Source organism: Rhizobium sp. TRM95796 (genome assembly GCF_025779995.1).
Classification (GTDB): Bacteria; Pseudomonadota; Alphaproteobacteria; order Rhizobiales; family Rhizobiaceae; genus Rhizobium_E.
The window spans coordinates 224,926-248,001 of sequence record NZ_JAOXHE010000002.1; the positions used below are offsets into that span (position 1 = coordinate 224,926).

At 62.2% G+C, this 23,076-nt stretch carries 20 protein-coding genes; 10 read left to right on the forward strand and 10 right to left on the reverse strand.

Going from position 1 to position 23,076, the window contains the following annotated elements; translation table 11 throughout:
• The first annotated feature begins 23 nt into the window (after positions 1 to 23).
• Both OCK01_RS07180 and OCK01_RS07185 read left to right on the forward strand, forming a co-directional pair.
• Complete coding sequence (locus OCK01_RS07180) at positions 24 to 575, forward strand: biliverdin-producing heme oxygenase (protein WP_263823515.1); 552 nt, start codon at positions 24 to 26, stop codon at positions 573 to 575.
• Entirely contained in the window at positions 572 to 3,103 is a 2,532-nt protein-coding gene (locus tag OCK01_RS07185) for an HWE histidine kinase domain-containing protein (protein ID WP_263823516.1), read from the forward strand. The genes OCK01_RS07180 and OCK01_RS07185 overlap by 4 nt, the downstream gene beginning before the upstream one ends.
• Before the next feature lie 129 nt (positions 3,104 to 3,232).
• Here the strand turns inward: OCK01_RS07185 and OCK01_RS07190 are convergent, their stop codons facing one another.
• The 3 genes from OCK01_RS07190 to OCK01_RS07200 form a co-directional block, all read right to left on the reverse strand.
• Positions 3,233 to 4,534, reverse strand: coding sequence for a L,D-transpeptidase family protein (locus OCK01_RS07190; RefSeq protein ID WP_263823517.1), 1,302 nt, complete (start codon positions 4,532 to 4,534; stop codon positions 3,233 to 3,235).
• A gap of 303 nt (positions 4,535 to 4,837) precedes the next feature.
• Positions 4,838 to 5,347, reverse strand: a complete 510-nt coding sequence (gene ldtR, locus OCK01_RS07195; protein WP_182826639.1) for a transcriptional regulator LdtR — start codon at positions 5,345 to 5,347, stop codon at positions 4,838 to 4,840.
• Between the two features lie 162 nt (positions 5,348 to 5,509).
• Positions 5,510 to 5,881, reverse strand: coding sequence for a DUF6163 family protein (locus OCK01_RS07200; protein ID WP_246697287.1), 372 nt, complete (start codon positions 5,879 to 5,881; stop codon positions 5,510 to 5,512).
• Between the two features lie 201 nt (positions 5,882 to 6,082).
• On the opposite strand from OCK01_RS07200, the gene hemB reads away from it, so the two are divergent.
• Complete coding sequence (gene hemB, locus OCK01_RS07205) at positions 6,083 to 7,096, forward strand: porphobilinogen synthase (protein WP_263823518.1); 1,014 nt, start codon at positions 6,083 to 6,085, stop codon at positions 7,094 to 7,096.
• Here the strand turns inward: hemB and OCK01_RS07210 are convergent.
• Positions 7,054 to 9,123, reverse strand: a complete 2,070-nt coding sequence (locus OCK01_RS07210) for a sensor histidine kinase (protein ID WP_263823519.1) — start codon at positions 9,121 to 9,123, stop codon at positions 7,054 to 7,056. The genes hemB and OCK01_RS07210 overlap by 43 nt on opposite strands.
• A gap of 68 nt (positions 9,124 to 9,191) precedes the next feature.
• On the opposite strand from OCK01_RS07210, the gene OCK01_RS07215 reads away from it, so the two are divergent.
• Entirely contained in the window at positions 9,192 to 9,884 is a 693-nt protein-coding gene (locus tag OCK01_RS07215; protein WP_263823520.1) for a response regulator transcription factor, read from the forward strand.
• Between the two features lie 14 nt (positions 9,885 to 9,898).
• On the opposite strand, the gene OCK01_RS07220 is transcribed toward OCK01_RS07215, so the two are convergent.
• From OCK01_RS07220 to parC, 4 genes are all read right to left on the reverse strand, one after another.
• Positions 9,899 to 10,786, reverse strand: coding sequence for a DMT family transporter (locus OCK01_RS07220; protein ID WP_263823521.1), 888 nt, complete (start codon positions 10,784 to 10,786; stop codon positions 9,899 to 9,901).
• 5 nt (positions 10,787 to 10,791) lie between these two features.
• The gene (locus OCK01_RS07225) at positions 10,792 to 11,562 is read right to left on the reverse strand and encodes an arginyltransferase (RefSeq protein WP_263823522.1); all 771 of its coding nucleotides are present in this window, start codon (positions 11,560 to 11,562) and stop codon (positions 10,792 to 10,794) included.
• Between the two features lie 93 nt (positions 11,563 to 11,655).
• On the reverse strand, positions 11,656 to 12,123 hold the full coding sequence (locus OCK01_RS07230) for an RDD family protein (RefSeq protein ID WP_182826646.1): 468 nt from the start codon (positions 12,121 to 12,123) through the stop codon (positions 11,656 to 11,658).
• A 127-nt stretch (positions 12,124 to 12,250) separates the two neighbouring features.
• A complete protein-coding gene (parC, locus tag OCK01_RS07235; RefSeq protein WP_182826647.1) occupies positions 12,251 to 14,500 on the reverse strand; it encodes a DNA topoisomerase IV subunit A in 2,250 nt (749 codons plus the stop codon).
• A gap of 56 nt (positions 14,501 to 14,556) precedes the next feature.
• Between parC and OCK01_RS07240 the strand changes: the two genes are divergently transcribed.
• Together OCK01_RS07240 and OCK01_RS07245 are read left to right on the forward strand one after the other, a co-directional pair.
• Entirely contained in the window at positions 14,557 to 15,183 is a 627-nt protein-coding gene (locus OCK01_RS07240; RefSeq protein ID WP_263823523.1) for a hypothetical protein, read from the forward strand.
• 252 nt (positions 15,184 to 15,435) lie between these two features.
• Positions 15,436 to 16,644, forward strand: a complete 1,209-nt coding sequence (locus tag OCK01_RS07245) for a hypothetical protein (protein ID WP_263823524.1) — start codon at positions 15,436 to 15,438, stop codon at positions 16,642 to 16,644.
• 58 nt (positions 16,645 to 16,702) lie between these two features.
• Here the strand turns inward: OCK01_RS07245 and aspS are convergent, their stop codons facing one another.
• Positions 16,703 to 18,493, reverse strand: a complete 1,791-nt coding sequence (gene aspS, locus OCK01_RS07250; protein WP_263823525.1) for an aspartate--tRNA ligase — start codon at positions 18,491 to 18,493, stop codon at positions 16,703 to 16,705.
• A 208-nt stretch (positions 18,494 to 18,701) separates the two neighbouring features.
• Here aspS and OCK01_RS07255 point away from each other — a divergent pair, with 208 nt between their 5' ends.
• Entirely contained in the window at positions 18,702 to 19,667 is a 966-nt protein-coding gene (locus tag OCK01_RS07255) for a calcium-binding protein (RefSeq protein WP_263823176.1), read from the forward strand.
• A 37-nt stretch (positions 19,668 to 19,704) separates the two neighbouring features.
• On the opposite strand, the gene OCK01_RS07260 is transcribed toward OCK01_RS07255, so the two are convergent.
• On the reverse strand, positions 19,705 to 20,304 hold the full coding sequence (locus tag OCK01_RS07260; RefSeq protein ID WP_263823177.1) for a TetR/AcrR family transcriptional regulator: 600 nt from the start codon (positions 20,302 to 20,304) through the stop codon (positions 19,705 to 19,707).
• Positions 20,305 to 20,365: 61 nt separating this feature from the next.
• Between OCK01_RS07260 and OCK01_RS07265 the strand changes: the two genes are divergently transcribed.
• The 3 genes from OCK01_RS07265 to rnd all read left to right on the forward strand — a co-directional run bounded on the left by OCK01_RS07265 (position 20,366) and on the right by rnd (position 23,064).
• Positions 20,366 to 20,857, forward strand: coding sequence for an ABA4-like family protein (locus OCK01_RS07265; RefSeq protein ID WP_263823178.1), 492 nt, complete (start codon positions 20,366 to 20,368; stop codon positions 20,855 to 20,857).
• A complete protein-coding gene (locus tag OCK01_RS07270; protein ID WP_263823179.1) occupies positions 20,854 to 21,696 on the forward strand; it encodes a hypothetical protein in 843 nt (280 codons plus the stop codon). The genes OCK01_RS07265 and OCK01_RS07270 overlap by 4 nt, the downstream gene beginning before the upstream one ends.
• A gap of 207 nt (positions 21,697 to 21,903) precedes the next feature.
• A complete protein-coding gene (gene rnd, locus OCK01_RS07275; protein ID WP_210275409.1) occupies positions 21,904 to 23,064 on the forward strand; it encodes a ribonuclease D in 1,161 nt (386 codons plus the stop codon).
• The last annotated feature ends 12 nt before the right edge of the window (positions 23,065 to 23,076 follow it).

A 23,076-nucleotide genomic window follows, 5' to 3' on the forward strand; every position in this document is an offset into this window, starting at 1 on the left:
GGGGCGGACATACTGACATCTGCATGACAACGGCATCCCTGCGCACATATTTGCGCCGACAAACGCACGACCTGCACCAGGAACTGGACCAAGGCATCGGATCGTTCGACAACGCCGAGCGCTACCGCGTCTATCTGCGCGGAGTCGGCGCATTCAGGGCGGTCGTGGAGCCGGCCATGCGGCGAGCTGGAGCCAGTGAGACGTTTGCCGGCTTTAAGCCGACATTCATCTATCACCATGCCGTGGCTGACATGCAGGATCTCGACATCGAACCGGTCGAACATCCTTGCAAGATTGACGCAGAAATCGCGCCGGCATCGATTCTCGGGGCAATGTATGTCATCGAAGGCTCCACACTCGGGGCGCGTCTGCTTTATAAGCGGGCACAGGATCTCGGATTCCGCGCCGACTGGGGCGCCCGTCACCTCCACGCCCAGACCAGCACGGACCGTTCCTGGTCCAAACTTCAGTCACTCCTCGATGCCTCCGATGAAAAAGATTGGCGCGCGGCGGCAAGCTCGGCAAAAACGATGTTCACGATCGCAATCCAGACCTTCAAGGCCGCACGCACATGATGCAGGTCGATCTCTCCAATTGCGATCGAGAACCGATCCACATTCCCGGCAGCATTCAGACACATGGCGCATTGATCGTGTGCGACGGCAATCTGGATGTCGTCAGCCGCCATTCGAGCAATGCCGTCGACATATTGCGGCTCAATGAGGATCGGCGCCTGTTGGGAAATCCTCTCGACCAGATCGTCGGCCGCGAAAACGGCCATCACTTCCGAAACGGCCTCGCCGCCGCGCAGATGACCAATCGCCCGGCGCTGTTCTTCGACATGGCCATCGGCGACGACCGTTTCGATGTCAGCATCCACCGCTCAGGCGAGGAGACGCTGATCGAGTTCGAACCGAAAGTCGTTCAACAGCGGCAACCGATCGACCTCATCCGCAGCATTACGAGCCGCATCGGCCAGCCCGATACCGTCGATGCGCTGGCGCGCAAGGCGGCGAGACTGATCCGGGCGACGCTGGGCTACGACCGGGTGATGATCTACCGCTTCGAACCGGAGGGATCGGGACAGGTCATCGCGGAGTCGAAGGCCGCGCATCTCGAGAGTTTCATGGGCCAGTTCTTTCCGGCCTCCGATATCCCGCAGCAGGCGCGCATCCTCTATCTCAAAAGCACGATCCGGATCATCTCCAATGCGGATGGCGCGCGTGCGCCGATCATTCAGGCCAATCGGCCGGATCTGGGCCCGCTCGACCTCTCTCTCGCGCATCTGCGCAGCGTCTCGCCCATCCATTGTGAGTATCTGCGCAATATGGGCGTCTCCGCCTCCATGTCGATCTCCATCATCATCGACGACGCGCTCTGGGGGCTCGTTGCCTGCCATCACTACTCGCCGAAATATCTCGACATGGCCGAACGCGCCGCAGTCGAGGTGTTTGGCGAACTCTTTTCGATCCAGCTGGACGTGCTGCGCCAGAAACGCCGGCTCATGGCCGCCAACACCACCCGCAAGGCTCTCGACCGCCTGTTGCAGGAAGCGCCCCTCCACACCGAACTGTTCGATCTCCTGCGCAATTACCTGGCCGATTTCGCCAGCATGATCCCGAGCGACGGAATGGCTCTGGTCATGAACGGCAGCCTTTGCACATATGGGCTCTGTCCCCCCGTCGAGACGATCCAGAACATTGCCTCGGCCGCAGGGGCGAGAGGCGGCTCTCGCGTCTGGAGCACACATATCGCCAGCGAGACGCTCGGCATCGAGCAGACGCCCCTGGCCGCCGGCGTGATGATGGTCCCGCTGTCGCAACACACCAGGGACTGCCTGCTGTTCTTCCGCCGCGAATTCGAACACACGCTGAACTGGGCGGGAAATCCCAACAAGGCCTATTCGAGCGGGCCGCTCGGCGAACGGCTCACGCCGCGCAAGAGCTTCGCGATCTGGAAAGAAACCGTCCGGCTCCAATCGCGGAAATGGACGGAAACACAGCATGAAGTCGGGGAAGTGATCAGGTCGGCCCTGGTCGAGATCGTGCTCCGACACAATGAGATCATCGCGGAGGAACGCGGTCGAGCCGACCTGCGTCAGCGTATGCTGAACGAAGAGCTCAACCATCGCGTCAAGAATATTCTCGCGGTGATCAAGTCGCTGATCGGCCAAGGGAGCTTCAACGCGTCTACGATCGAGGAGTATCTGGAAACGCTTCGCGGCCGGATACAAGCCCTGGCGGTCGCGCATGACCAGATCGTCCGTGGCGACGGCGGCGGTCTGATCCGCACCTTGTTGGCCGCCGAGCTCAAGCCCTATGACGAACAGAGCGCGACGGTGTCCTTGTCCGGCCCGGCCGTCTGGGTCGACAACAGCACCTATTCCGTCCTGGCGCTGGTCTTTCATGAACTCGCCACCAATGCGGCGAAATACGGCGCCTTGTCCGTCCCGTCCGGACAGCTCGCGGTGCGCTGGCAAATCGACCAGGACAACAATTGCGAGATATTCTGGGAAGAAAGCGGCGGACCCTATGTCATTCCGCCCACGCGCAAAGGCTTCGGCTCGGTTCTCATTTCCCGCAGCATTCCCCATGAACTCGGCGGCAAGGCGTCGCTCGACTATCTGCCGACCGGGCTGGAAGCAGAATTCATGATCCCCTCGCGGCACATCGCCCTGGCGGATCCGGCGAACGAAGAATCGGCGCCCCACCGAAGTGCGGGCGGACAGCCGAACCGAAAGTCCGCGCAACCGACCGATGTCGCCATCTTTCTCGTCGAAGATCAGATGTTGATTGCGATGGACGCGGAAATGATGCTGTCCACCGAAGGTCTCCGCAACTTTCGGACGGCGAGTTCGGTGACGGAAGCCCTGTCGATGCTGGACCGGTTTCATCCCACCGTGGCCGTGCTCGACGTCAACCTCGGCGACGAGACGTCGATCCCCATCGCGGCGGCGCTGAGGCGGATGAACGTTCCGTTCCTGTTCGCGACCGGTTACGGCGACGGCGGCGTGATTCCGGAGCAATTCCAGGACGTCCCAGTCATACGCAAGCCCTATGCGAGTTCTGAACTGGCGCAGGCGATCTTCGGCCTTCTCGATTGACCAAGGCACGCGCTCTATACGGCTGAGATCGCGTCAATCGGTACGGGCGCCGTCATTCCAACAAAAAAGTCCGACTGTCGCCAGTCGGACTTTGCAGTTCGAGTCCATGTATCGAACATGGAGACCGGATCAGTTGGCGACCACGGGCTCCTGGTTGAGGCCGGTCTGCAGCGCCAGTTCCTGAGCGCCGTCCATCTGGTAGATGTCGTCGCGGAACTGCACGATGCGGTCGCGGGCGGACCAGGCGGTCACATATTTGAAATAGATCGGCACTTCGCTCTGAAGCGGGATTGGATTGTTCTTGCCGGCCTTGATCGTCGCTTCGATCTGCTGGCGCGACCAGCCGGGCGTATCGCGCAGCAGCCAGGTCGTCAGGTCGCGGACGTTCTGGACGCGCACGCAGCCCGAAGATTCGAAGCGCGACAGCTTGTTGAACAGGCCCTGCTGCGGCGTGTCGTGCATATATTCGCCGTGCGGATTGTGAAACTCGATCTTGGTCGACGCCATGGCGTTGATCTTGCCCGGGTCCTGACGGAACATCAGGTTCGGGGCCTTGTCGGCGAACCAGTCGATTGTGGTCGGATCGACCTCCGTGCCCTGGCCATCGAACAGACGGATCTGGTTCTTGGTCAGATAGGTCGGGTCCTTGCGCATCAGCGGCACGATGTCCTTTTCGACGATCGAACGCGGCGCGGTCCAATAGGGATTGAGCGTGACCCGATAGATCTTGGAGTCGATGATATGAGTCGGACGGGTGATGCGGCCGACGATCGCGGTGTGACGCTGGGCGACGCGATTGTTCTCGACCGCCTCGATATAGGCGGCGGGAATGTTGACCATCACATAACGCTGACCGAGATCGGTGTTGATTTCCTGGACGCGCGCGAGATTGGTGCGCAACTGCATCAGCCGCATGTCGGCCGGCACGTTCATCGCCTTGATCGTGTATTGGCCGAGCACGCCGTCGAGCGGCAGGCCATGACGGGCCTGGAAGCGCTTGACGCCTTCTTCGACCAGCGAGTCGTAAGCCGACGTGACACCGGCGGTGCGCGACAGATCGCCCGAGATAATCAGGCGCTTGCGCAGATCGGCGACCGAAGGATCGCTGACGCCGAGCCGCAGCTTCTGGCCGGGATTGACCTGCGGCCATCCCCCGTTCGACACGATGGTCTCGTAATCGTAGACGGCCTGCTGGATATTGGCTGCGGCTTCCGGGCCGAAGATCGGATTGTTGGACATCACGGCGGCGGCGGTGCGCGACGCCTTGGCGTCGAACTGGTCGTCCCAATTGCCGCGACGCGGCGCATTGATGATCTCGTCGATCGCGACATCGGCCAAGGCGGGGCCCGCGACGGCCGCAGTTCCGGCAGCGGCGGCCGCGCCGAGGAACTTGCGTCGAGAGAGAGAGGCCAGATCGAACTTTTCAGACATTATTTCGCCTTCCGATGTCTCGTTTTCATTGCGCGCCGGGATGCGCGACGTAAAATCTCAACAAATGGGGATTGGCGGACGTTTTGCCTATTCGATGAAGCCTCAGCAACCTCAAATGAGACCGTGAACCGCTTTCGCCCCATTCGCGCCAGTCTGTGTGGCCGGGATGTCACGATATTGTGGCCGATTTGTGCCTCGGACAAATCAAGAAAACGTTAGCGGACGGAGCGGAAAGGCAGAAAAACCGGAAGCCGGGCGGCAGGGAATGCGCCCGGTTCCAGCCTGGAGATCTGAGACGACGCCTTAGAGGCGATACATGATCGAGTCGTTCCAGAAACGGTCGAGACGCTGCAGCAGCTTGTTCATCTGGCTGAACTCGTCCTGACCGATGCCGCCCACCTTGTGGATCGAGCCGACATGGCGGTGATAGAGCTTGGCGACCGTTTCGGCGATTTCCTGCCCCTTCGGCGTCAGGGAAATGCGGACCGAGCGGCGATCGACGCGGGAGCGCGAATGGTTGATGAAGCCGAGTTCGACCAGCTTCTTGACGTTGTAGGAAACGTTCGAGCCCATATAGTAGCCGCGCGAGCGCAGTTCGCCGGCGGTCAGTTCGGACGTGCCGATGTTGAACAGCAGCAGAGCCTGGACCGCGTTGATGTCGTCGCGGCCGGACCGGTCGAATTCGTCCTTGATGACGTCGAGCAGGCGACGATGCAGGCGCTCGACGAGATGGACGCTTTCGAGATAGAGATTGTGGATGACCTGGTCCTGAGTTTCCGCGACCGGGGCCTGAGCCTTGAGCTTGGTGTTCATTTTTCTGCCTCGCTGTTTGCCGGCGGTTCTTGTTTTTTTGATCCCGCCTTATGTCGCCAACTTAGCGAGCACCGATAAAATTCTACTTAAATCACATGCTTAACGGCCGGTTATGTTTACGTTTGCCTGTTTCAAGGTGAACATCAGCTTACCGAAGCGCGTTCAGCGCGCCTCGTTCACGGGCGGCTTCGTCAGCAGCGTCCACAGCCGCAAGAGCAGGTAGATCAGCGCGATCAGCGACACCAGCGCCACTTTCAGCGGGTCGATCTCGAAGGTTCCCGGCATCGCCTGCTGGAGGCCGATCTCCATGATCGCAGCGACGCCCCAGATGACCGGACCCCAGGCGCCGCGCAGCCAGAGGCCGACGGCGGCCACCGGATAGAGCACGGCGAGCGTGCCGCGCGCCGCCTTCATGTCGGCGTCGAGCAGATCGAACCGCCCCGCCCCGCCATGGTGATAGCCGATGAGATCCGCCCAGATCATCAGAGCGAACCACAGAGTTCCCAGCGCCACGAGCCTGAGAAAGATGGTCATCAAGAGGTCCGGCAGCGGCGGCCGGGGCGCTTGTATCGGCAGATCGGTCATGTCCCACAATTAGACGATGCCGCGGGGAAAGGCCAGCGGTCGGCTCGAACGCCGCGGACGATGCGCCGCAGACGAGACTGCGTCCTCGCTTTGCGCCCGGCCTGTCTTCGTGCTAACCCGCCTGCAAACGGAGATTTGAGAGGCGCCGCCATGACCGACAAGACCCACCTCGTCGACCACATCACCGGACATCGGCGCATGCGACGCAACCGCAAGGCCGACTGGTCGCGACGGCTGACCCAGGAGAATCGCCTGACGGTGGACGATCTGATCTGGCCGATCTTTCTGGTCGAGGGCGCTAGTATCGTCGAACCGATCGCGGCCATGCCCGGCGTCAACCGCCTGAGCGTCGACAAGGCGGTGGAGGCGGCGCAGATGGCCGCCGATCTCGGCATTCCCGCGCTGGCCACCTTCCCCAATATCGATCTCGACCTGCGCGACGATCACGGTTCGGAAGCGCTCAACGCCAACAACCTCATCAACCGCGCCACAGAAGCCATCAAGGCGAAGGTCGGCAATATCGGCGTCATCACCGACGTCGCGCTCGATCCCTTCACCAGCCACGGCCATGACGGCATCCTGCGCGACGGGGAAATCGTCAATGACGAGACGGTCGACCAGATCGTCAAGGCGGCCGTCGCCCAGGCCGACGCCGGTTCCGACATCATCGCGCCGTCGGACATGATGGACGGCCGCATCGGCGCCATCCGCAAGGGTCTCGACGCCGCCGGCCATCAGAATGTCGGCATCATGTCCTATGCCACGAAATTCGCTTCGGGCCATTACGGCCCCTATCGCGAGGCGATCTCCACCGCCGGCCTGCTGAAGGGCGACAAGAAGACCTATTACATCGACCCCGCCAACGGCGCCGAAGCCCTGCGCGACGCGGCCCTCGATGTGGAGGAAGGCGCCGACATGCTGATGGTCAAGCCGGGCCTGCCCTATCTCGACATCTGCTGGCGGATCAAGGAAGCCTTCGGCCTGCCGGTCTACGCCTATCAGGTCTCCGGCGAATATACGATGGTCAAGGCCGCCGCCGCCAATGGCTGGATCGACGGCGAGCGGGTGATGATGGAACAGCTGTTGTGCTTCAAGCGCGCCGGCTGCGACGGCGTCCTCACCTATTTCGCCGTGGACGCGGCGCGGATTCTCGCGAAATCCTGATCGGAGCGGCAGACGACGGGCAGATCCAGCAAGGCGACGGCGCCGCCGTCCGCATGGTCGGACAGCGTCAAGGCGCCGCCGTGGCGACGGGCGATGGTGGCGCAGATATGCAGGCCCAGTCCCATGCCTTGCGTATTGGCGCTGTTGGAGGCGCGGAAATACTTTTCCGTGAGCAGATGCCGTTCTGCCTCGGGCACGCCGATGCCCCAATCGGTCACCCTCAGGCTGAGCATCTCGCCGGATATCTCCGCATCGACATCCACCGGCGCCCCCGGCGGTGAAAATTTCAGCGCGTTCTCGACGAGGTTGGCGAGCGCCATGGCGAGAAGATCGGGGTCCACGACGATTTCCAGATCCCGCTCCGCCTCCCGGCGCTCGTAGCGGATCCGACGATCCGGAAAGGTGTCGCGCAGCATGGAAAACAAGGCGTCCATCGCCCTGGCGTAATCCTGACGCTTGAAGCGCGGTCGCGCCGAGGCGCCGTCTATCCGGCTGCGATGCAGGCTGACGTCGATCAGCTCCACCAGTCGTCCGATCGCGCGTTTGATGCGTTCGATCCGTTGTCGATTGCCGACGTCGTCGGGAGACAGGCCGCGGGCGATCGAGGCGACGCTGCTGGAGACCACCGCGAGCGGCGTGCGGTATTGATGCGAGATCACGTCGAGAAATCGGACCTGCTCGGCTTGCGCGTCACGCTCCGCCTTCAGAGCCGTTTCCGCTTCCTCCTTGGCCAGGCGCAACTCGGCAGTTCGCCGCTCCACCAGTTCGACCGCGGTTTTCTCAGCGGCGCGGGCGACGTCGAGCGCTCTGGCCTGGGCGACGGCGTGATCGCTTTCGGCCTGCCGGGTGCGGCGCGCCAGCGACAACTGCATGTAGAGAATGAAGAACAGAACCGCGATCTCGAAAGCGTAGTCGGACCAGTGCGTATAGGTGGACAATGCGGTCAGCCGTAGCGTCACCACCATCATGCCGATCAGCAGCGCCCCGAAAGCCGATGTCGCGATCCCTGCGCCCGGTTCGCGCTTGAAGGCCAGCCAGGCGTTGCCGAAGAAGCCGGCGGCGAAGACGATGACGGCGGAGACCATCACCAGCGGCGCGATCATCTGGTAGAGATCGATCACGGTGAGGAAGAAGGTGAAGACCGACAGGAGCGCCGAAAACAGCAGGGCTTTGGCGAGCCAGGGGAAGTGTTTCGCCGCCCTTGTCTGGCCGCGAACGAAAAGGCTCGCCATGCCCAGGCAGACGCTGCTCGAGGCGCCGCCGATCGCATCGACGACCACGCCTCCGCCGACGACCCACTCCTCGAACAGGAGGCCCTTGTAGCAGAACTCGTTGACCGCCAGAGCCAGGAGCGCCACGGCGTATTGCAGGAACAGCGTCTCTCTCAGACCGCGCCAGATCAGCAGGTTCGCCACGCCCGAAAAGACCAGCAACGCTTCGAAGGCGGCAAACCTGGCCGCGTCGAAAGCCGCCTGCTGGATCATGGTTTCGGCCGTGCGCAGCCAGCCGGTCACAGCGAGCGAACTGCTGGTGCGCACGCGAACGAGGATTTCGCTCGCGCCGACCGGCGCGGTCAGCGGCACGATATGGCTGGTGGCGACGACCGGCCGCAGTCGCCTCGGATGATGATCGCCGAGCATCACGGAAGCAAAATCTCGATTTCGCGCCGTCCAACCCGGATTCGGCGTGAACACCTCCACATCGTTGAGCACCATCGGCTTGAGCTCGAGAAAGAGCTTTCGCGACGTCAGGTCTCGGTTGTCGAGCAGGATGCGGACCCAGATCGTGTCGTTGCGATAGCCGAGCGCCAGCCCGCCGCCCGCCGGCCTGAAGCGAGCGGCGATTTCGGGCCTTTCCAGATCCGCGGGCGTCAGCCCGTGCGACGGATCGATCAGGAATTGCATGTCGTGGTCGATCGACAGCTGGGTGAACTGCTTGTCGATGGTCAAGGTTTCGGCGGCGAATGCGGCGGATGCGTAAATCAGCAGGGCCGTCAGGCTTCCGGCAAGACAGTTCGCAAATCTCATTGATTATTACGCCCCCAGAATTTATCTGTAAATTTTAGGGTTATCGCTCTCATTTCCCGGATATTGTTATGGCAAAAGTCATGATCGTGGAAGACGACATCGAGCTGCGCGACAGCCTGGTCGACTATCTCGGCGAATGCGGTCATGACGCGCAGGGTGTGGGCAATGCGATCGAATTTTACCAAACGCTCGCGCGAGACAATTTCGACGTCGTGATCCTCGACGTCAACCTTCCGCATTACGACGGACTGTCGGTCGCCGCGCATCTGTCCGAAACCAGCAACGCGGCCATCATCATCATGACGGTGCAGGGGGCGGTCGAGGATCGGGTGCGCGGCTACAGATCCGGCGCCGATCTCTACATGGTCAAGCCTGTGGACTGCGAAGAACTCGCCGCCGCCGTTGTGGCGCTTTCGAAAAAACGCCGAAAGACGGAGTCTCCGCCGTCTTCGGGCGGCGCGGCCTGGCGGCTCAGTCTCACCGATTTCCAGCTGTCGGCGCCGTCGGGCAAGCGGGTCGATCTCACGCGCAACGAGATGCGGGTGATGGAAATGGTCTCGGCTCAGGCGGGCGCGATCGTGCCTCGGGCGGAACTGATGCATTTCGTCAGCAAGGGCGCGATCGATCCGGACAGCCGCGCGCTGGACGCGGCGATCAGCCGGCTTCGCTCGAAGGTGCAGGCCGAATGCGGAATGACGCTGCCCCTGCAGACCGTCCAGAGCGCCGGCTTCGTTTTCGCCGGGACGATCCTCACCACCTGATCGGAGCCGCTTCGTCAGGGCGCATGGATCGACGCCGGCTTCTGACGGAGGATAGAGGCAATGGAATGGGCTGCGAGCGCCGCGAGAATGATCGCGCCGCCGACCAGCGTGGCCGTCGTGGGCGTTTCCAGGAAGATGAGCCAGACCCAGACCGGGGCCAGCACGGTTTCCAGGAGATAGAACATGCCCGACTCCGCCGCCGACAGATAGCGCGGACCAGTCGCCAGCGCCCAGAAGGCGAAGGGCGTCAGGATCAATCCGTTGAAGATGATCCAGCCGGGATGTTCGATGGTGAAGCCCACTTTCATGGAGACTGCGGCGCCGACGATGGCGGGAATGATCGCGGCGGCCAGCGGCGTAAAGCCGAAATCGAGGCGACTGGCGCGGCTGACTGTCAAGGCGCCCGCGATCGACAGCGCCGACAGCGCCGCCATGAGGTCGCCGAAGAGATGGCCGCTTTCCAGCCCGTCGCCGACGATGATCACCACGCCCATGGTCATCGCCGCCATCGCCGCCCAGGTCGACGCGTCGGGCCGCTCGCGCAGGAAGATCCAGGACAGGAGCGCGCCGAACATCGGGTTGAAGGCGAGGATGAACGCCACGTTCGCCGTGGACGTATTGAACACCGACAAAAGAAAGAAGATCGTCGACAAGCCGTAGAGACCCGCCACGAGCACGCCGCGCCAGTCGTGAAACAATGTGGGGCCGACGCCGCGCCTGGCCCGGATCACCGACCAGACGATGACCGCAACCAGCACTGTCAGAATGCTGCGGACGAACAGCAGCGCCCAGACGCCGCCTTCAGACAGCCGGAGAATGGGGATGTCGAAGGACAGAGCCAACCCGCCGAGAAAAGTAATGATCACGCCTTTGGCGTGCGGGCTCAGCGATTGAAATGGCATGGATTCTACCGGGCTTCGTTGGACGCAGGAGGCTCGTACAGCGTCCAGCCCTGATTGAGAAGGTGTTCCTGCGGCAGGAAGCGTGTCTTATAGGCCATCTTGCGCGAACCCTGGACCCAATAGCCGAGATAGACATGCGGCAGGCCCTTGGCCTGCGTCCGCCTAACGTGATCGAGGATCATGAAGGTCCCCAGCGATCGCGGCTCGAGATCGGGATCGTAGAACGAGTAGACCATCGACACGCCGTCGGCCATCATGTCGGTGAGCGCGACCGCCGCCAACTGGCCCGATGGCGGCGAACGCCAGCCGTCGCCTTCGGTCCTCAGCCGGTATTCGATGATCTTGGTGTGGACATGCGAATCTTCGACCATCATCGCGTAGTCGAGCACCGACATGTCGGACATGCCGCCCTGGGTGTGGCGGCTGTCGAGATATTTGCGAAACAGAGAAAACTGCTCGGTCGACGGTTCGGCGGGATATTCCCGGCCGACGAGATCCTCATTGCCCGCGAGCACCCGGCGCATCGAGCGGGTCGGGCGAAATTCGTCGGCGAGGATGCGAACCGAAACGCAGGCCCTGCAGCTTTCGCAGGCCGGACGATAGGCTATGTTCTGAGACCGGCGAAAGCCGCCCTGGGTGAGGATGTCGTTCATCTCCGGCGCGCGCTGACCGACCAGATGCGTGAACACCTTCCGCTCGACCTGCCCCTGCAGATAAGGGCATGAGGCAGGCGCCGTCATGAAGAACTGCGGGGATGGATGCGCCTGCGTGTTCATACTGCGTGAAGATTCTCACCATTTGCTCCGGCGCAGAAGATAGATCAGTTCGCCGGCTTGTAAAAGCGCAATCGTCGCGGGACGTTCCCGCCCTCAGTAGCGGGGCCCGCCCAGGCGGCTCGCCCGCACCAGAACCGTGCCGAGCGCGATGTCGTGCAGCAGGCGCTTGCGGTTGGTGAAGAGGCCCACCAGCAGGATGAGCGGCGTCAGGAACGAGTTCAACACCCAGAACAGGACGACATGCAGGAGACCGGTCGTGAAATCGATGCGGTTGCCGCTGTCGCTGACAAGCGTGAGGTCCATCACCCTCATGCCCGGCGTCGCCTGGGCGCGCGAGGACAGCGACAGGGCGAAATACAGGCCGGCGACGACGAAGAACAACACCGGAAACAGGTAGAAGGCGAGGCCCAGCGTCAGCACGCCGAGGATGAACACCAGCACGGCCGCCGGCAGCAGCAAGAGGCAGATCAGCGCATAGTCGACCACGAAAGCCAGCATACGCCGGCTCAACACGCCATCCAGGGCGGCGGTCGCATAGTCTCGGTCGAGGGCGTTGGTCATGAAAGCGGTCCTTTTCAGCGTTGCTGCTGATATGGGAGATCAGACCCGCGCCGGCAAGGACCTGCGGATCGGTCCGGCATCGATTTCCTCCGGCGACCGAAAGACCGGCCGCGTTCGTGATCGAGGCTCAGCCGGAGAATTTGCCCGATCTCGGGAAACCCTTGGGAACGGTGCGGCCGGCGGTGGCGCGGTCGGCCAACCATTCGGCCAGCTCGTCCTTTTTGCGGATGAAGTTGCGGCCGGCGCTGTCGTCCCAGGTGAGGCCGGCCTCGATGTCGAACACCCTGATGTCGGAGACGCCGCCGTCCTTGTAGCGCTGTAGACGAACGCCCTTGCCGCGGGTCATTTCCGGCAGTTGACTGATCGGGAACACCAGCATCTTGCGATTTTCGCCGACGATGGCGACATGATCGCCCTTGGCGTGCACCACGAGTTTCGCCTCGTCCGGCATGGCGACGTTGAGGATCTGCTTACCCTTGCGGGTGTTGGCGACGAGTTCGGACTCGTTGACCAGGAAACCGTAGCCCTGAACCGACGAGACGATCAGCTTGCGCGCGGAATCCAGCACGAAGGCGGTCAGCACGTCCTGATCGTTTTCCATGTCGATCATGATGCGCAGCGGCTCGCCATGGCCGCGGCCGCCCGGCAGTTTGTCGGCTCCCAGCGTGAAGGCCTTGCCGCCGGTGGTGAAGACGATGACCTTGTCCGTCGTCTGGGCGTGGAAGGCGATCTTGAGACTGTCGCCTTCCTTGAACTGCAGCGTCGAGAAATCGCCGAGATGGCCCTTGAGCGCTCGAATCCAGCCCTTTTCCGAGACGACGACGGTGACCGGCTCCTTCTCGATCAGGGCCTGTTCGATGGCTTCCAGATCGGTCGAGGGCGCGTCGGCGAAATCGGTGCGGCGGCGGCCAAGCGGGGTGGCCTTGGCGAATTTCTTCTTCACCTCGCCGATATCCCAGGCGACCGTCTGCCATTGCTTCTCTTCGGAGGCCAGCAGCGCCTCGATGCCGGCCTTCTCCGCCGTCAGCCCGTCGAACTCCTTGCGGATCTCGAATTCCTCGAGCTTGCGCAGCGAGCGGAGCCGCATATTGAGGATCGATTCCGCCTGCAGATCGGTCAGGCTGAAAGTCGACATCAGAACGGCCTTCGGCTCGTCCTCCTCGCGGATGATGCGGATCACCTCGTCGAGATTGAGATAGGCGATCAGGTAGCCGCCCAGCACTTCCAGCCGGCGCTCGATCTCGGCCAGGCGATGGCGTGAGCGGCGCACCAGCACTTCGCGGCGATGGGCGAGCCATTCGGTCAGCACGTCCTTGAGCGACATGACCCTGGGCACCTTGCCCATGGACAGCACGTTCATGTTCAACGACACGCGGCTTTCGAGTTCGGTCAGCCGGAACATCGATTCCATCAGCAGCGACGCATCGACCGTCCGGCTCTTGGGCACGAGCACGATCCGCACGTCCTCCGCGGATTCGTCGCGGACATCTTCCAGAAGCGGCAGTTTGCGGGCGATCAGCAGTTCGGCGATCTTTTCGATCAACCGCGACTTCTGCACCTGATAGGGAATTTCGGTGATGACGATCTGGTAGCCGCCGCGCCCCAGATCTTCCTGGCTCCACTTGGCGCGGACGCGGAAACCGCCCCTGCCCGTCTCATAGGCGTCGAGAATGCTGGCCCGGCTTTCGATGATGGTCCCGCCGGTCGGCAGGTCGGGCCCGGGCATCAATTCGACCAGATCGGCGACGGTGGCCTCCGGATTCTTGATCAGATGCAGGGCTGCGTCGCAGATCTCGTGAACATTGTGCGGCGGAATATTCGTCGCCATGCCGACCGCGATGCCGGAGGAACCGTTGGCCAGCAGGTTCGGGAAGGCGCCGGGAAGAACGATCGGCTCTTCGTCTTCCTCGTTGTAGGTCGGACGAAAGTCGACCGCGTCCTCGCCGATGCCTTCGAGCAATAGCGCGGCGACATCGGTCATGCGGGCTTCGGTGTAGCGCATGGCGGCCGGATTATCGCCGTCGATATTGCCGAAATTGCCCTGGCCGTCGACGATGGGGTAGCGGATGGCGAAATCCTGCGCCAGGCGCACCATCGCGTCATAGATCGCCTGGTCGCCATGCGGATGGAATTTACCCATGACGTCGCCGACGATGCGGGCGCATTTTTTATAGGCGGTGTTGGGGCGCACGCCCATTTCGCTCATGGCGTGGATGATGCGGCGATGCACGGGCTTGAGGCCGTCGCGCACGTCGGGCAGCGCGCGGTGCATGATGGTCGACAAGGCGTAGGCGAGATAGCGCTCTTCCAGCGCTGTCCGCAAATCGATCGGCTGAATGTCGTCCCCGCCGCCCGGCGGCAAATCGCTCTTACCCATGGCTTCTGTCTAGACCGGATAAGGCGGCAGGAGCAAGAAGCGCAGGCGATTGGGCTGTGGACAGCGGCCAGGCGACGTCCAGAAATAAAGCAACGCCTAATGTATTCGAACGATCGATCTCGTGTCTCTCTGGTTGCAATTTTCCGCTCCGACGACTAATCCTGCCCCTCGTCGGAAGCGGTGCTTTCGATGATGTTCGAACGCCGCCGGAATCCGTGACGGGTTTTTTACACGGACGCATGACGACGATCGGCATCGCATCGATCATTCATGGAGCAGTTATGCGTCGCTTAATTAAAACCGTCCTCGCCGCGGCCACTTTCATCGCCGCGGGTTTTGCCGCCCAGGCCGAGGATTACAAGGTTCCGGCCAACAAGACGTCGGGCCTCACCTTCTTCTACGTCTATTCCGAATTGAATTGCGCCTTCGGCAGCAAGCCCACGTTCAAGGTGCTGACCGAGCCCAAGCACGGCAAGATCTTTTCCAAATGGATGAAGCTGAACCTGACCGACGTTCCCAAGAACTGCAAGGGTCGGCCGGTTTACGGCACGGCGATCTTCTACACGCCGGACAAGGGATATCGCGGCAAAGACTATGCCCGCGTCGGTATCGGCAAGACCGAGATTCCGCTGACTCAGGTCTATAACAGCCGCGCGATGTTCATCAACATCACGGTGGAATGAAGCCATATCCGAGCGGCGGGCCGATACTCGGGGATCGTCCGCCGCATCATTTTAGATCTTCCTATTTGGGCGCCTGCGCATTAACCTCGGCGTCAACGGCGTTGCCGGGATTTAAGAGCCGCTTCGCGCCTTTGCCGCGGAAGCGCCCTTTTTGTCATCGCAAGTCGAATAATTCCGTCGGCCGCTTCGTTCAGACGCCAGGACCATCGGTTCCGCCGACCGGTTAGTGACCAAACCATGAAAGGGAGTTTCATGAACCGCCAACGCCTCATTGGCCTGCTTCTCGCCGGCGCATCGTTCACTGCGCTCGCGCACAACGCCTATGCCCTCGACGGTCAGGAAATCGTCACGAACTTCAACAAGCTCACCTCGGCGAATGGCGTGACGCTCTCGGCCGAGGGAACGGAGGTCGATGGCGACACCGTCACCCTCACAGGCGCGAAACTCACTGTTTCGGCAGCCACGACCCAGGAGCCGAACGACACCGTGCTGCCGCTCGGCGACGTGACGCTCGAAGGCGTCACCGAAGAGGAAGGCAATTATACGATCGAGAAAGCGAGCTTCGCGGATATCGACGTCAAGGAAAAGGAAGGCGGCGTCACCGCCAAGGACATCTATCTCGAAGGTCTCTACCTTCCCGCCAATGCGGAGCCCGGCTCGCTCGATTCGCTGATGATGCCGGAGACCGTGCATATCGGCGCGGTCGTGGTGACCGACAAGGGCAAGGAAGTCGCGAGCCTCGCTGAGGTGACGGCGAATTACACTCTGTCGGACGACGAGTCCAAGATCGACATGGACGCTTCCGTCAGCGGCATCAAGATCGACGCCTCCTCGGCTCCCGATCCCAAGGCGCAGGACACGATCAAGGCGCTCGGCCTTGAAACCATCTCGGGCGACATCACCATGAAGGCCGACTGGACATTGGCCGACGGCAAGATGAACTTGACGGAATACGCCTTCGATTTCGACAATGTCGGCCGTCTCGACGTCACCTTCTCGATGTCGGGCTATACGCTCGATTTCGTCAAGAACATGCAGGAAGCCCTGAAGGCCGCCGAGGCGAACCCGAATAAGGAAGCCGGCCAGCAGGCGCTGGGCATGGCCATGCTCGGCCTGATGCAGCAGTTGAGCTATAACGGCGCCTCGATCCGCTTCGAAGACGCCGGCATCACCGCCAAGGCGCTGGACTATGCCGGCAAGCAGCAGGGCGTCGACGGCAAGCAGTTCGCCCAGTCGCTCAAAGGCATGGCGCCGATGATGCTGGCGCAACTCAACATTCCGGATCTGCAGGCGCAGATCTCCTCGGCGATCAACGCCTATCTCGACGATCCCAAGAGCATCGAGGTCTCCGCGACGCCGGGGCAGCCGTTGCCCGTCCCGCAGATCATGGGCGCGGCGATGGGCAATCCCGCCGATCTCGCCAAGACCCTGAATGTCCAGGTCAAGGCCAACGCCGAATAAGCCGCAAACAGAAAGGGCGCCGAAACCGGCGCCCTTTCCACATCGAGATTTCGAAGGATTAGTCCTTCTTCGCCGGCGGGATCACCCGCAGCGACAGTTCCATCAACTGCTTGGGCGTGGCGGCCGACGGCGCGTTCATCAGCAGATCCTGCGCCTGCTGGTTCATCGGGAACAGCGTGATTTCGCGCAGGTTCTTGGCGCCGACCAAGAGCATGACCACGCGGTCGATGCCGAAGGCGCAGCCGCCATGCGGAGGCGCGCCATACTGGAAGGCGCGATACATGCCGCCGAAGCGCTCTTCGACATCCGCCTGGCTGAGCCCGACCATTTCGAACGCCTTGACCATAAGTTCCGGCGACTGGTTACGGATCGACCCCGAGGCGATTTCGAAACCGTTGCAGACCGCATCGTACTGATAGGCCTTGATCGTGAGCGGATCCTGGCTTTCCAGCGCTTCGAGCCCGCCCTGCGGCATAGAGAACGGGTTGTGGGCGAAATCGATCTTCTTGTCTTCCTCGCTCCATTCGAAGAAGGGGAAGTCGACGATCCAGCACAGTTCATAGCGGTCGCGATCGACGAGGTTGAGTTCCTCGCCGGCGCGGGTGCGGGCTTCACCGGCAAATTTGTAGAACTTGGCGGGCTCGCCGGCCACGAAGAAGCAGGCGTCGCCCGCTTCAAGGCCGAGCTGGGCGCGTACGGCGTCGGTGCGTTCTTCGCCGATATTCTTGGCGAGCGGGCCGGAGCCTGCGGTCTTGCCGTCTTCTTCCTTCCAGAAGATATAGCCGAGGCCGGGCTGACCCAGCGACTGCGCCCAGGCGTTCATGCGGTCGCAGAAGGCGCGGGAGCCGCCGGTCTTGGCCGGGATCGCCCAGACTTCGACCTTTGGGTTGGACGCGATCATGTTGGCGAACACCTTAAAGCCGGAGCCGGCGAAATGTTCGGTGACGTTCTGCATTTCGATCGGGTTGCGCAGGTCGGGCTTGTCGGAGCCGTATTTGCGGATCGCGACGTCATAGGGGATCATCGGCCAGTTCTTGGTGACCGGTTTGCCGTCGGCGAATTTTTCAAACACTTCGGTGATCAGCGGACCCATCGTGTTCCAGATGTCTTCCTGGGTCACGAAGCTCATTTCGACGTCGAGCTGGTAAAATTCGCCCGGCAGGCGGTCGGCGCGCGGGTCTTCGTCACGGAAGCAGGGAGCGATCTGGAAATAGCGGTCGAAACCCGCCACCATCAACAGCTGCTTGTACTGCTGCGGCGCCTGCGGCAGGGCGAAGAACTGGCCGGGATGGATGCGGCTCGGCACGAGGAAGTCGCGCGCGCCTTCCGGCGACGAGGCGGTCAGGATGGGCGTGGTATATTCGGTGAAGCCGGCCGAGGACATGCGCGCGCGCATGTCGGCGATGATCTGGGTGCGCTTGACGATGTTCTTGTGCAGCGTATCGCGGCGCAGATCGAGGAAACGGTATTTCAGGCGGATGTCTTCGGGATATTCGAGCTCTCCGAACACGGGAAGCGGCAATTCCTTGGCGGCGGAGAGAACTTCGATCTCCTGCGCGTAAAGCTCGATCTCGCCGGTGGCCATGTTCTTGTTGACGGTGTCGTCCGACCGCGCCTTGACGCTCCCGTCGATGCGGATGACCCATTCGCCGCGGACTTTCTCCGCCGCCGCAAAAGCCGGGGAATCGGGATCGACCACGACCTGGGTCATGCCGTAGTGATCGCGCAGATCGATGAACAGCACGCCGCCGTGATCGCGGACACGATGCACCCAGCCGGAAAGGCGGACGGTCGATCCGACGTCGGTTTTACGGAGGGCGGCGCAAGTGTGGCTGCGATAGCGGTGCATGGTCTGATCCTGCATTCTTGTCTTGGGGCAATCCGCGAAAGACGCGGATTCTCGGGCTTTGGAATCCGGCGGGACAAGCGCATGACGCGCCGGATTTGTCAAGGCTGATGGGCGGCCGGCGGTCATGGCGAACTGACCAGGCAAGGTTGTAGAGCCTGATCGAATCTGTCTAGCCTCGTCGCGAGACCAACGGAACGGGAGCGCCATGATGGCGAAGGTCACATATTTTTCCGCCCTCGGCGATCGAGCCTCGCTCACGGACTTCTATGACGAAGAGTCGTTGAAGCTCAACTCCGTCGGTTCGACCAAGCTCGTCTTCGAGGATGAGAACGGCGCGCAGATGATCCTCACCGGCGCCAAGTTCGAGGAGAACGGCAAAGGCGACATCGTCAAGGGAACGGTCACCGGCGCGAAATTTCTCGATGCGGACGGCGATACGCTCTATCAGTTCAGCGACGTCTCCGTCAAAGCCAAGACGATCTATGACGCCTTCGATCTGTCAAACGACATGAAGCGGATCATGCATGGGCTGATGTCCGGCGACGACATCGTGACGGGCACCGACGGAGCAGACTATGTCTGGGGCTTCCTCGGCAACGACACGCTGAACGGCGGCGCCGGCGACGACATGCTCTACGGCCATGGCGGCAAGGACAAGCTCTTGGGGGGAGCCGGCAAGGACACGTTGCACGGCTATGACGGCGCCGATCAGTTGAACGGCGGAGCGGGCGTCGACACCGTCTATGGCTACGAAGGCGGCGACGCGATCTCCGGCGATGACGGCGACGACACGCTCTACGGCGACTCCGGCAATGACAGGCTGTTCGGCGGAAACGACGATGATGCCCTCGACGGCGGTGACGGCGCCGATACGCTGAGCGGCGGCGGCGGCGACGACATTCTTTCCGGGGGCACGGGCAACGACAGGCTGTCCGGCGGCGCAGGCGAGGACATTTTCGAATTCGCCAGCGGCGGCGGCAAGGACACGATTTCCGATTTCGACCACGTAGGTTCGGAACACGATCTGATCTATCTGGACTCTTATCTCTATGCGGGGATGAAGAGGACGGAGGACGGCGACGATGTCGTCCTGACGCTGGCGTCCGGCGAGCAACTGATTCTCCAGGATATGGACAAGTCCGATCTCGACAGGGACCTGTTCGAGCTGTTTTGATCCGAGCGCCGATCCCGCGCCGAAGGCTGCTGTTTCTCTATGGAAACAGAAGGCCGGTGAGGTCGAACAGCGCCGCCCTCGGCTCGCAGGGCCCCTCTTCGCCCAGCGGAAACTTCCCGTCGATCGCGAGATGCGAATAACCGTGGATCTGCGACCATACGAGCTGCTCGATGCTCGCGCGGCCCTCCGGCGTGTCCATTCCCCGGATCACCGCAACGGGGCGGCATATGTCGCTCAGGAGACTGCGCGGGCCGGTCGCCGCCTCGACGAGCTCCGCATCCGACCAATCCAACCGGTCGGCGCTGAACATCAGGCGAAACAGATGCGGCTGGCCGACCGCGAAATTCAGATAGCCGCGCGTCGCCGCGCGCAACTGGTCCGCCGGGGCAGGCGGCGAAGCCTGCATTTCCGAACGCATCGATGCGCCGAAGCGTCGAAATCCCTCGACTGCAAGCCCGTTCAGCAAGTGGCGCAGGGTGGGGAAATGATGGTCGGGGGCGGCGTGAGACACGCCCGCCCGGGCGGCGATCTTGCGCAGGGACAGACCTTCGATCCCTCCCTCTTCCAGCAAGCCGAGCGCCTCGATGACCAGCGTCTGCCGGAGATCGCCATGATGGTATCGTTTGTTCCTGACCATGGCTCTCCATAGCGCGGTCGGCAAGCTCCTGTCAAAACTGATCTTGACAACGCCAAGATTCATGCACAAGTTTAATCTTGGCGGCGACAAGATCGGAGGCGAGCGGATGAATTTCGATACGGTGTTCTCTCTGGCGAGCGGAGCGGCCATGGCCGGGTGGCTCGTCCTGACGCTCGCGCCTCGCGCGCCGATCGTGATGACCGCGATCCGCGGCGGATTGATCGCGGGTTTGTCGCTGGCCTACGCTCTACTGATCTTCGTCTACTTCTTTCGCATCGAGGGCGGCGGCTTCGGATCGATCGGCGAAGTCCGGTCGCTGTTTCTCAACGATGCCGGCCTGACGGCCGGCTGGATCCACTATCTGGCGTTCGACCTGTTCGTCGGCCTCTGGATCGCGACGGAGGCGGATCGCCTGGGCTGGAGCCGCATCTTTCAGGTCCCGATCCTATTGGCGACCTTCATGTTCGGACCGATCGGCCTGCTGATTTTCCTGATCGTCCGCCGATCCGAGACGGTGACATCCGCAATCCTCGACAAGGCAATGAGAACATGACGTCCTTTTCCATGGTTCGGGCCGCCCCGACAATTCCGCAGACGATCGCCGAGGGCGATCTCTATCGACGCCCGCTGGCTCTTGCGATCGGCCTGCAACTGGCTCTGGCCGCGCCCAGCCTGATTGCGCTGGGCTTCGACGACAGGCTTCTGAATGGAGTCAGCATCTGGATCAAACCGCTCAAATTCCAGGCATCGCTCATCATGCTCCTGGCGACGCTCCTATGGCTCGCGCCGATCGTCGCAAACCAAGCCCGGGCAAGCCGGTTTTTCCGGATCGCGGCCTCGACGGCGGCGCTGACGTCGACGGCGGAGATCCTCTATATCACCCTGCAAGCCGCGCGCGGACGAGCATCCCATTTCAACGACCAGACCGCCTTCGAGGCCGCCGCCTACAGCGTCATGGGGGTCGGCGCGGCGCTGCTGGTGCTGAGTTGCCTGGTGATCGGCGTCTACATACTGCGGCGCCCCAGGCCCGACGTCGGAGCGGGGCTGCGATATGGCGCCGGTTGGGGATTGGCGGCGGGCTCGGTTCTGACCCTGGTCACCGCCTTCGTTCTCGCAAGCGGTCAGATCGACGGGCCCGGTCACTGGGTCGGCGGCGTGCGCAGCGATGCCGGCGGCCTTTTCCTGTTCGGCTGGTCGCGCACGGGCGGCGATCTGCGCGTTCCGCATTTCTTCGCCACGCATATCATGCAGGCGCTTCCCCTCGCCGGCCTGCTGCTGGATCGCTTTGCGCCGAAGCAGGCGCGGATCGGCGTCATCCTGACATTGTTCGCGAGCATCGCGCTCGTCGGCGCGACCTTCGTCCAGGCGGTCGATGGGGCGCCGTTTCCGTGACGTCGACGCCTGGATAGAGACGACGCCGTCATGGCGACAGCGGGCCTACGGTTCGATGTCCATCGAGAAATCAGGCGCGTTTCGGGACAAAGATGTTCACGGAGGCCCGCCGTCGTCGCCGAAGGGTTGATTTCCCTGTCCGGAAGCTGTGAATAGACACTCTGCTTCCACTGCGTCGCGCCTGTATTCTTCATGGATTTCCGTTAAATGCTCATCATTTCCGACAGCGCCGAACTCGCCAAAGCCTGCGAAACCTTCGCGAAAAGCGATTATGTGACCGTAGACACGGAATTCCTTCGGGAAACCACCTTCTGGCCGCAACTCTGCCTGATCCAGCTTTCCGGCCCGGAGCTGGACGCGATCGTCGATCCCCTGGCGCCCGGTCTCGATCTCGCGCCGTTCTTCAGGCTCATGGCTGATTCCGGCGTCACCAAAGTGTTCCACGCCGCCCGGCAGGATATCGAAATCATCTACAACCGGGGCGGATTGATCCCGCATCCGCTGTTCGATACGCAGGTCGCCGCCATGGTCTGCGGCTTCGGCGACTCCGCATCGTATGACAGCCTGGTGCAGAAGATCTGCAATGTTCAGCTCGACAAATCCTCGCGCTTCACCGACTGGAGCCATCGGCCGCTCAGCGACAAGCAACTGGATTACGCGATCGCCGACGTCACGCATCTGAAGGACGTCTATCTGCATCTCAAGGGTCAGCTCGAGCGCGAAAATCGTTCGGAATGGCTGGCGGAAGAGATGTCGATCCTCGAATCTCCAGAGACATACGACCTCCATCCCGACAATGCCTGGCAGCGGCTCAGGATGCGCATTCGCAAGCCCATCGAGTTGCAGATCCTCATGAACCTCGCGGCCTGGCGCGAGCGCGAGGCGCGCAGCCGCGACGTGCCGCGCGGCCGCGTCCTCAAAGACGAGGCGATATTCGAGATCGCCCAGCAGGCGCCGAAGGACAGCGAGGCGCTGGGACGGCTGCGGACCATTCCGAAGGGCTACGAACGCTCGCAGACGGGCGGGGCGATTCTCGGAGCCGTGAATGCCGCGCTCGCCCTTCCCAAGTCCGATCTGCCGAAGCTGCCCAAGCAGCAGGCCCTGCCCGAAGGCAACGGTTCGGCCGTCGAGCTCCTCAAAGTGCTGCTCAAGCTGACGGCGGAGAAGCATGGCGTGGCGGCGAAGATCATCGCCTCTTCCGACGATCTCGACATGATCGCAGCCAAGGGCGAAGAGGCCGATGTCGCGGCGCTCAAAGGCTGGAGGCGCGACCTGTTCGGTCTGCCGGCGCTGAAATTGATCCGTGGAGAACTGGCGTTGCGGTTCGTCAATCGCAGCGTCGACGTGGTCGATCTCGCAACGGACTGAATGTCCGAGACG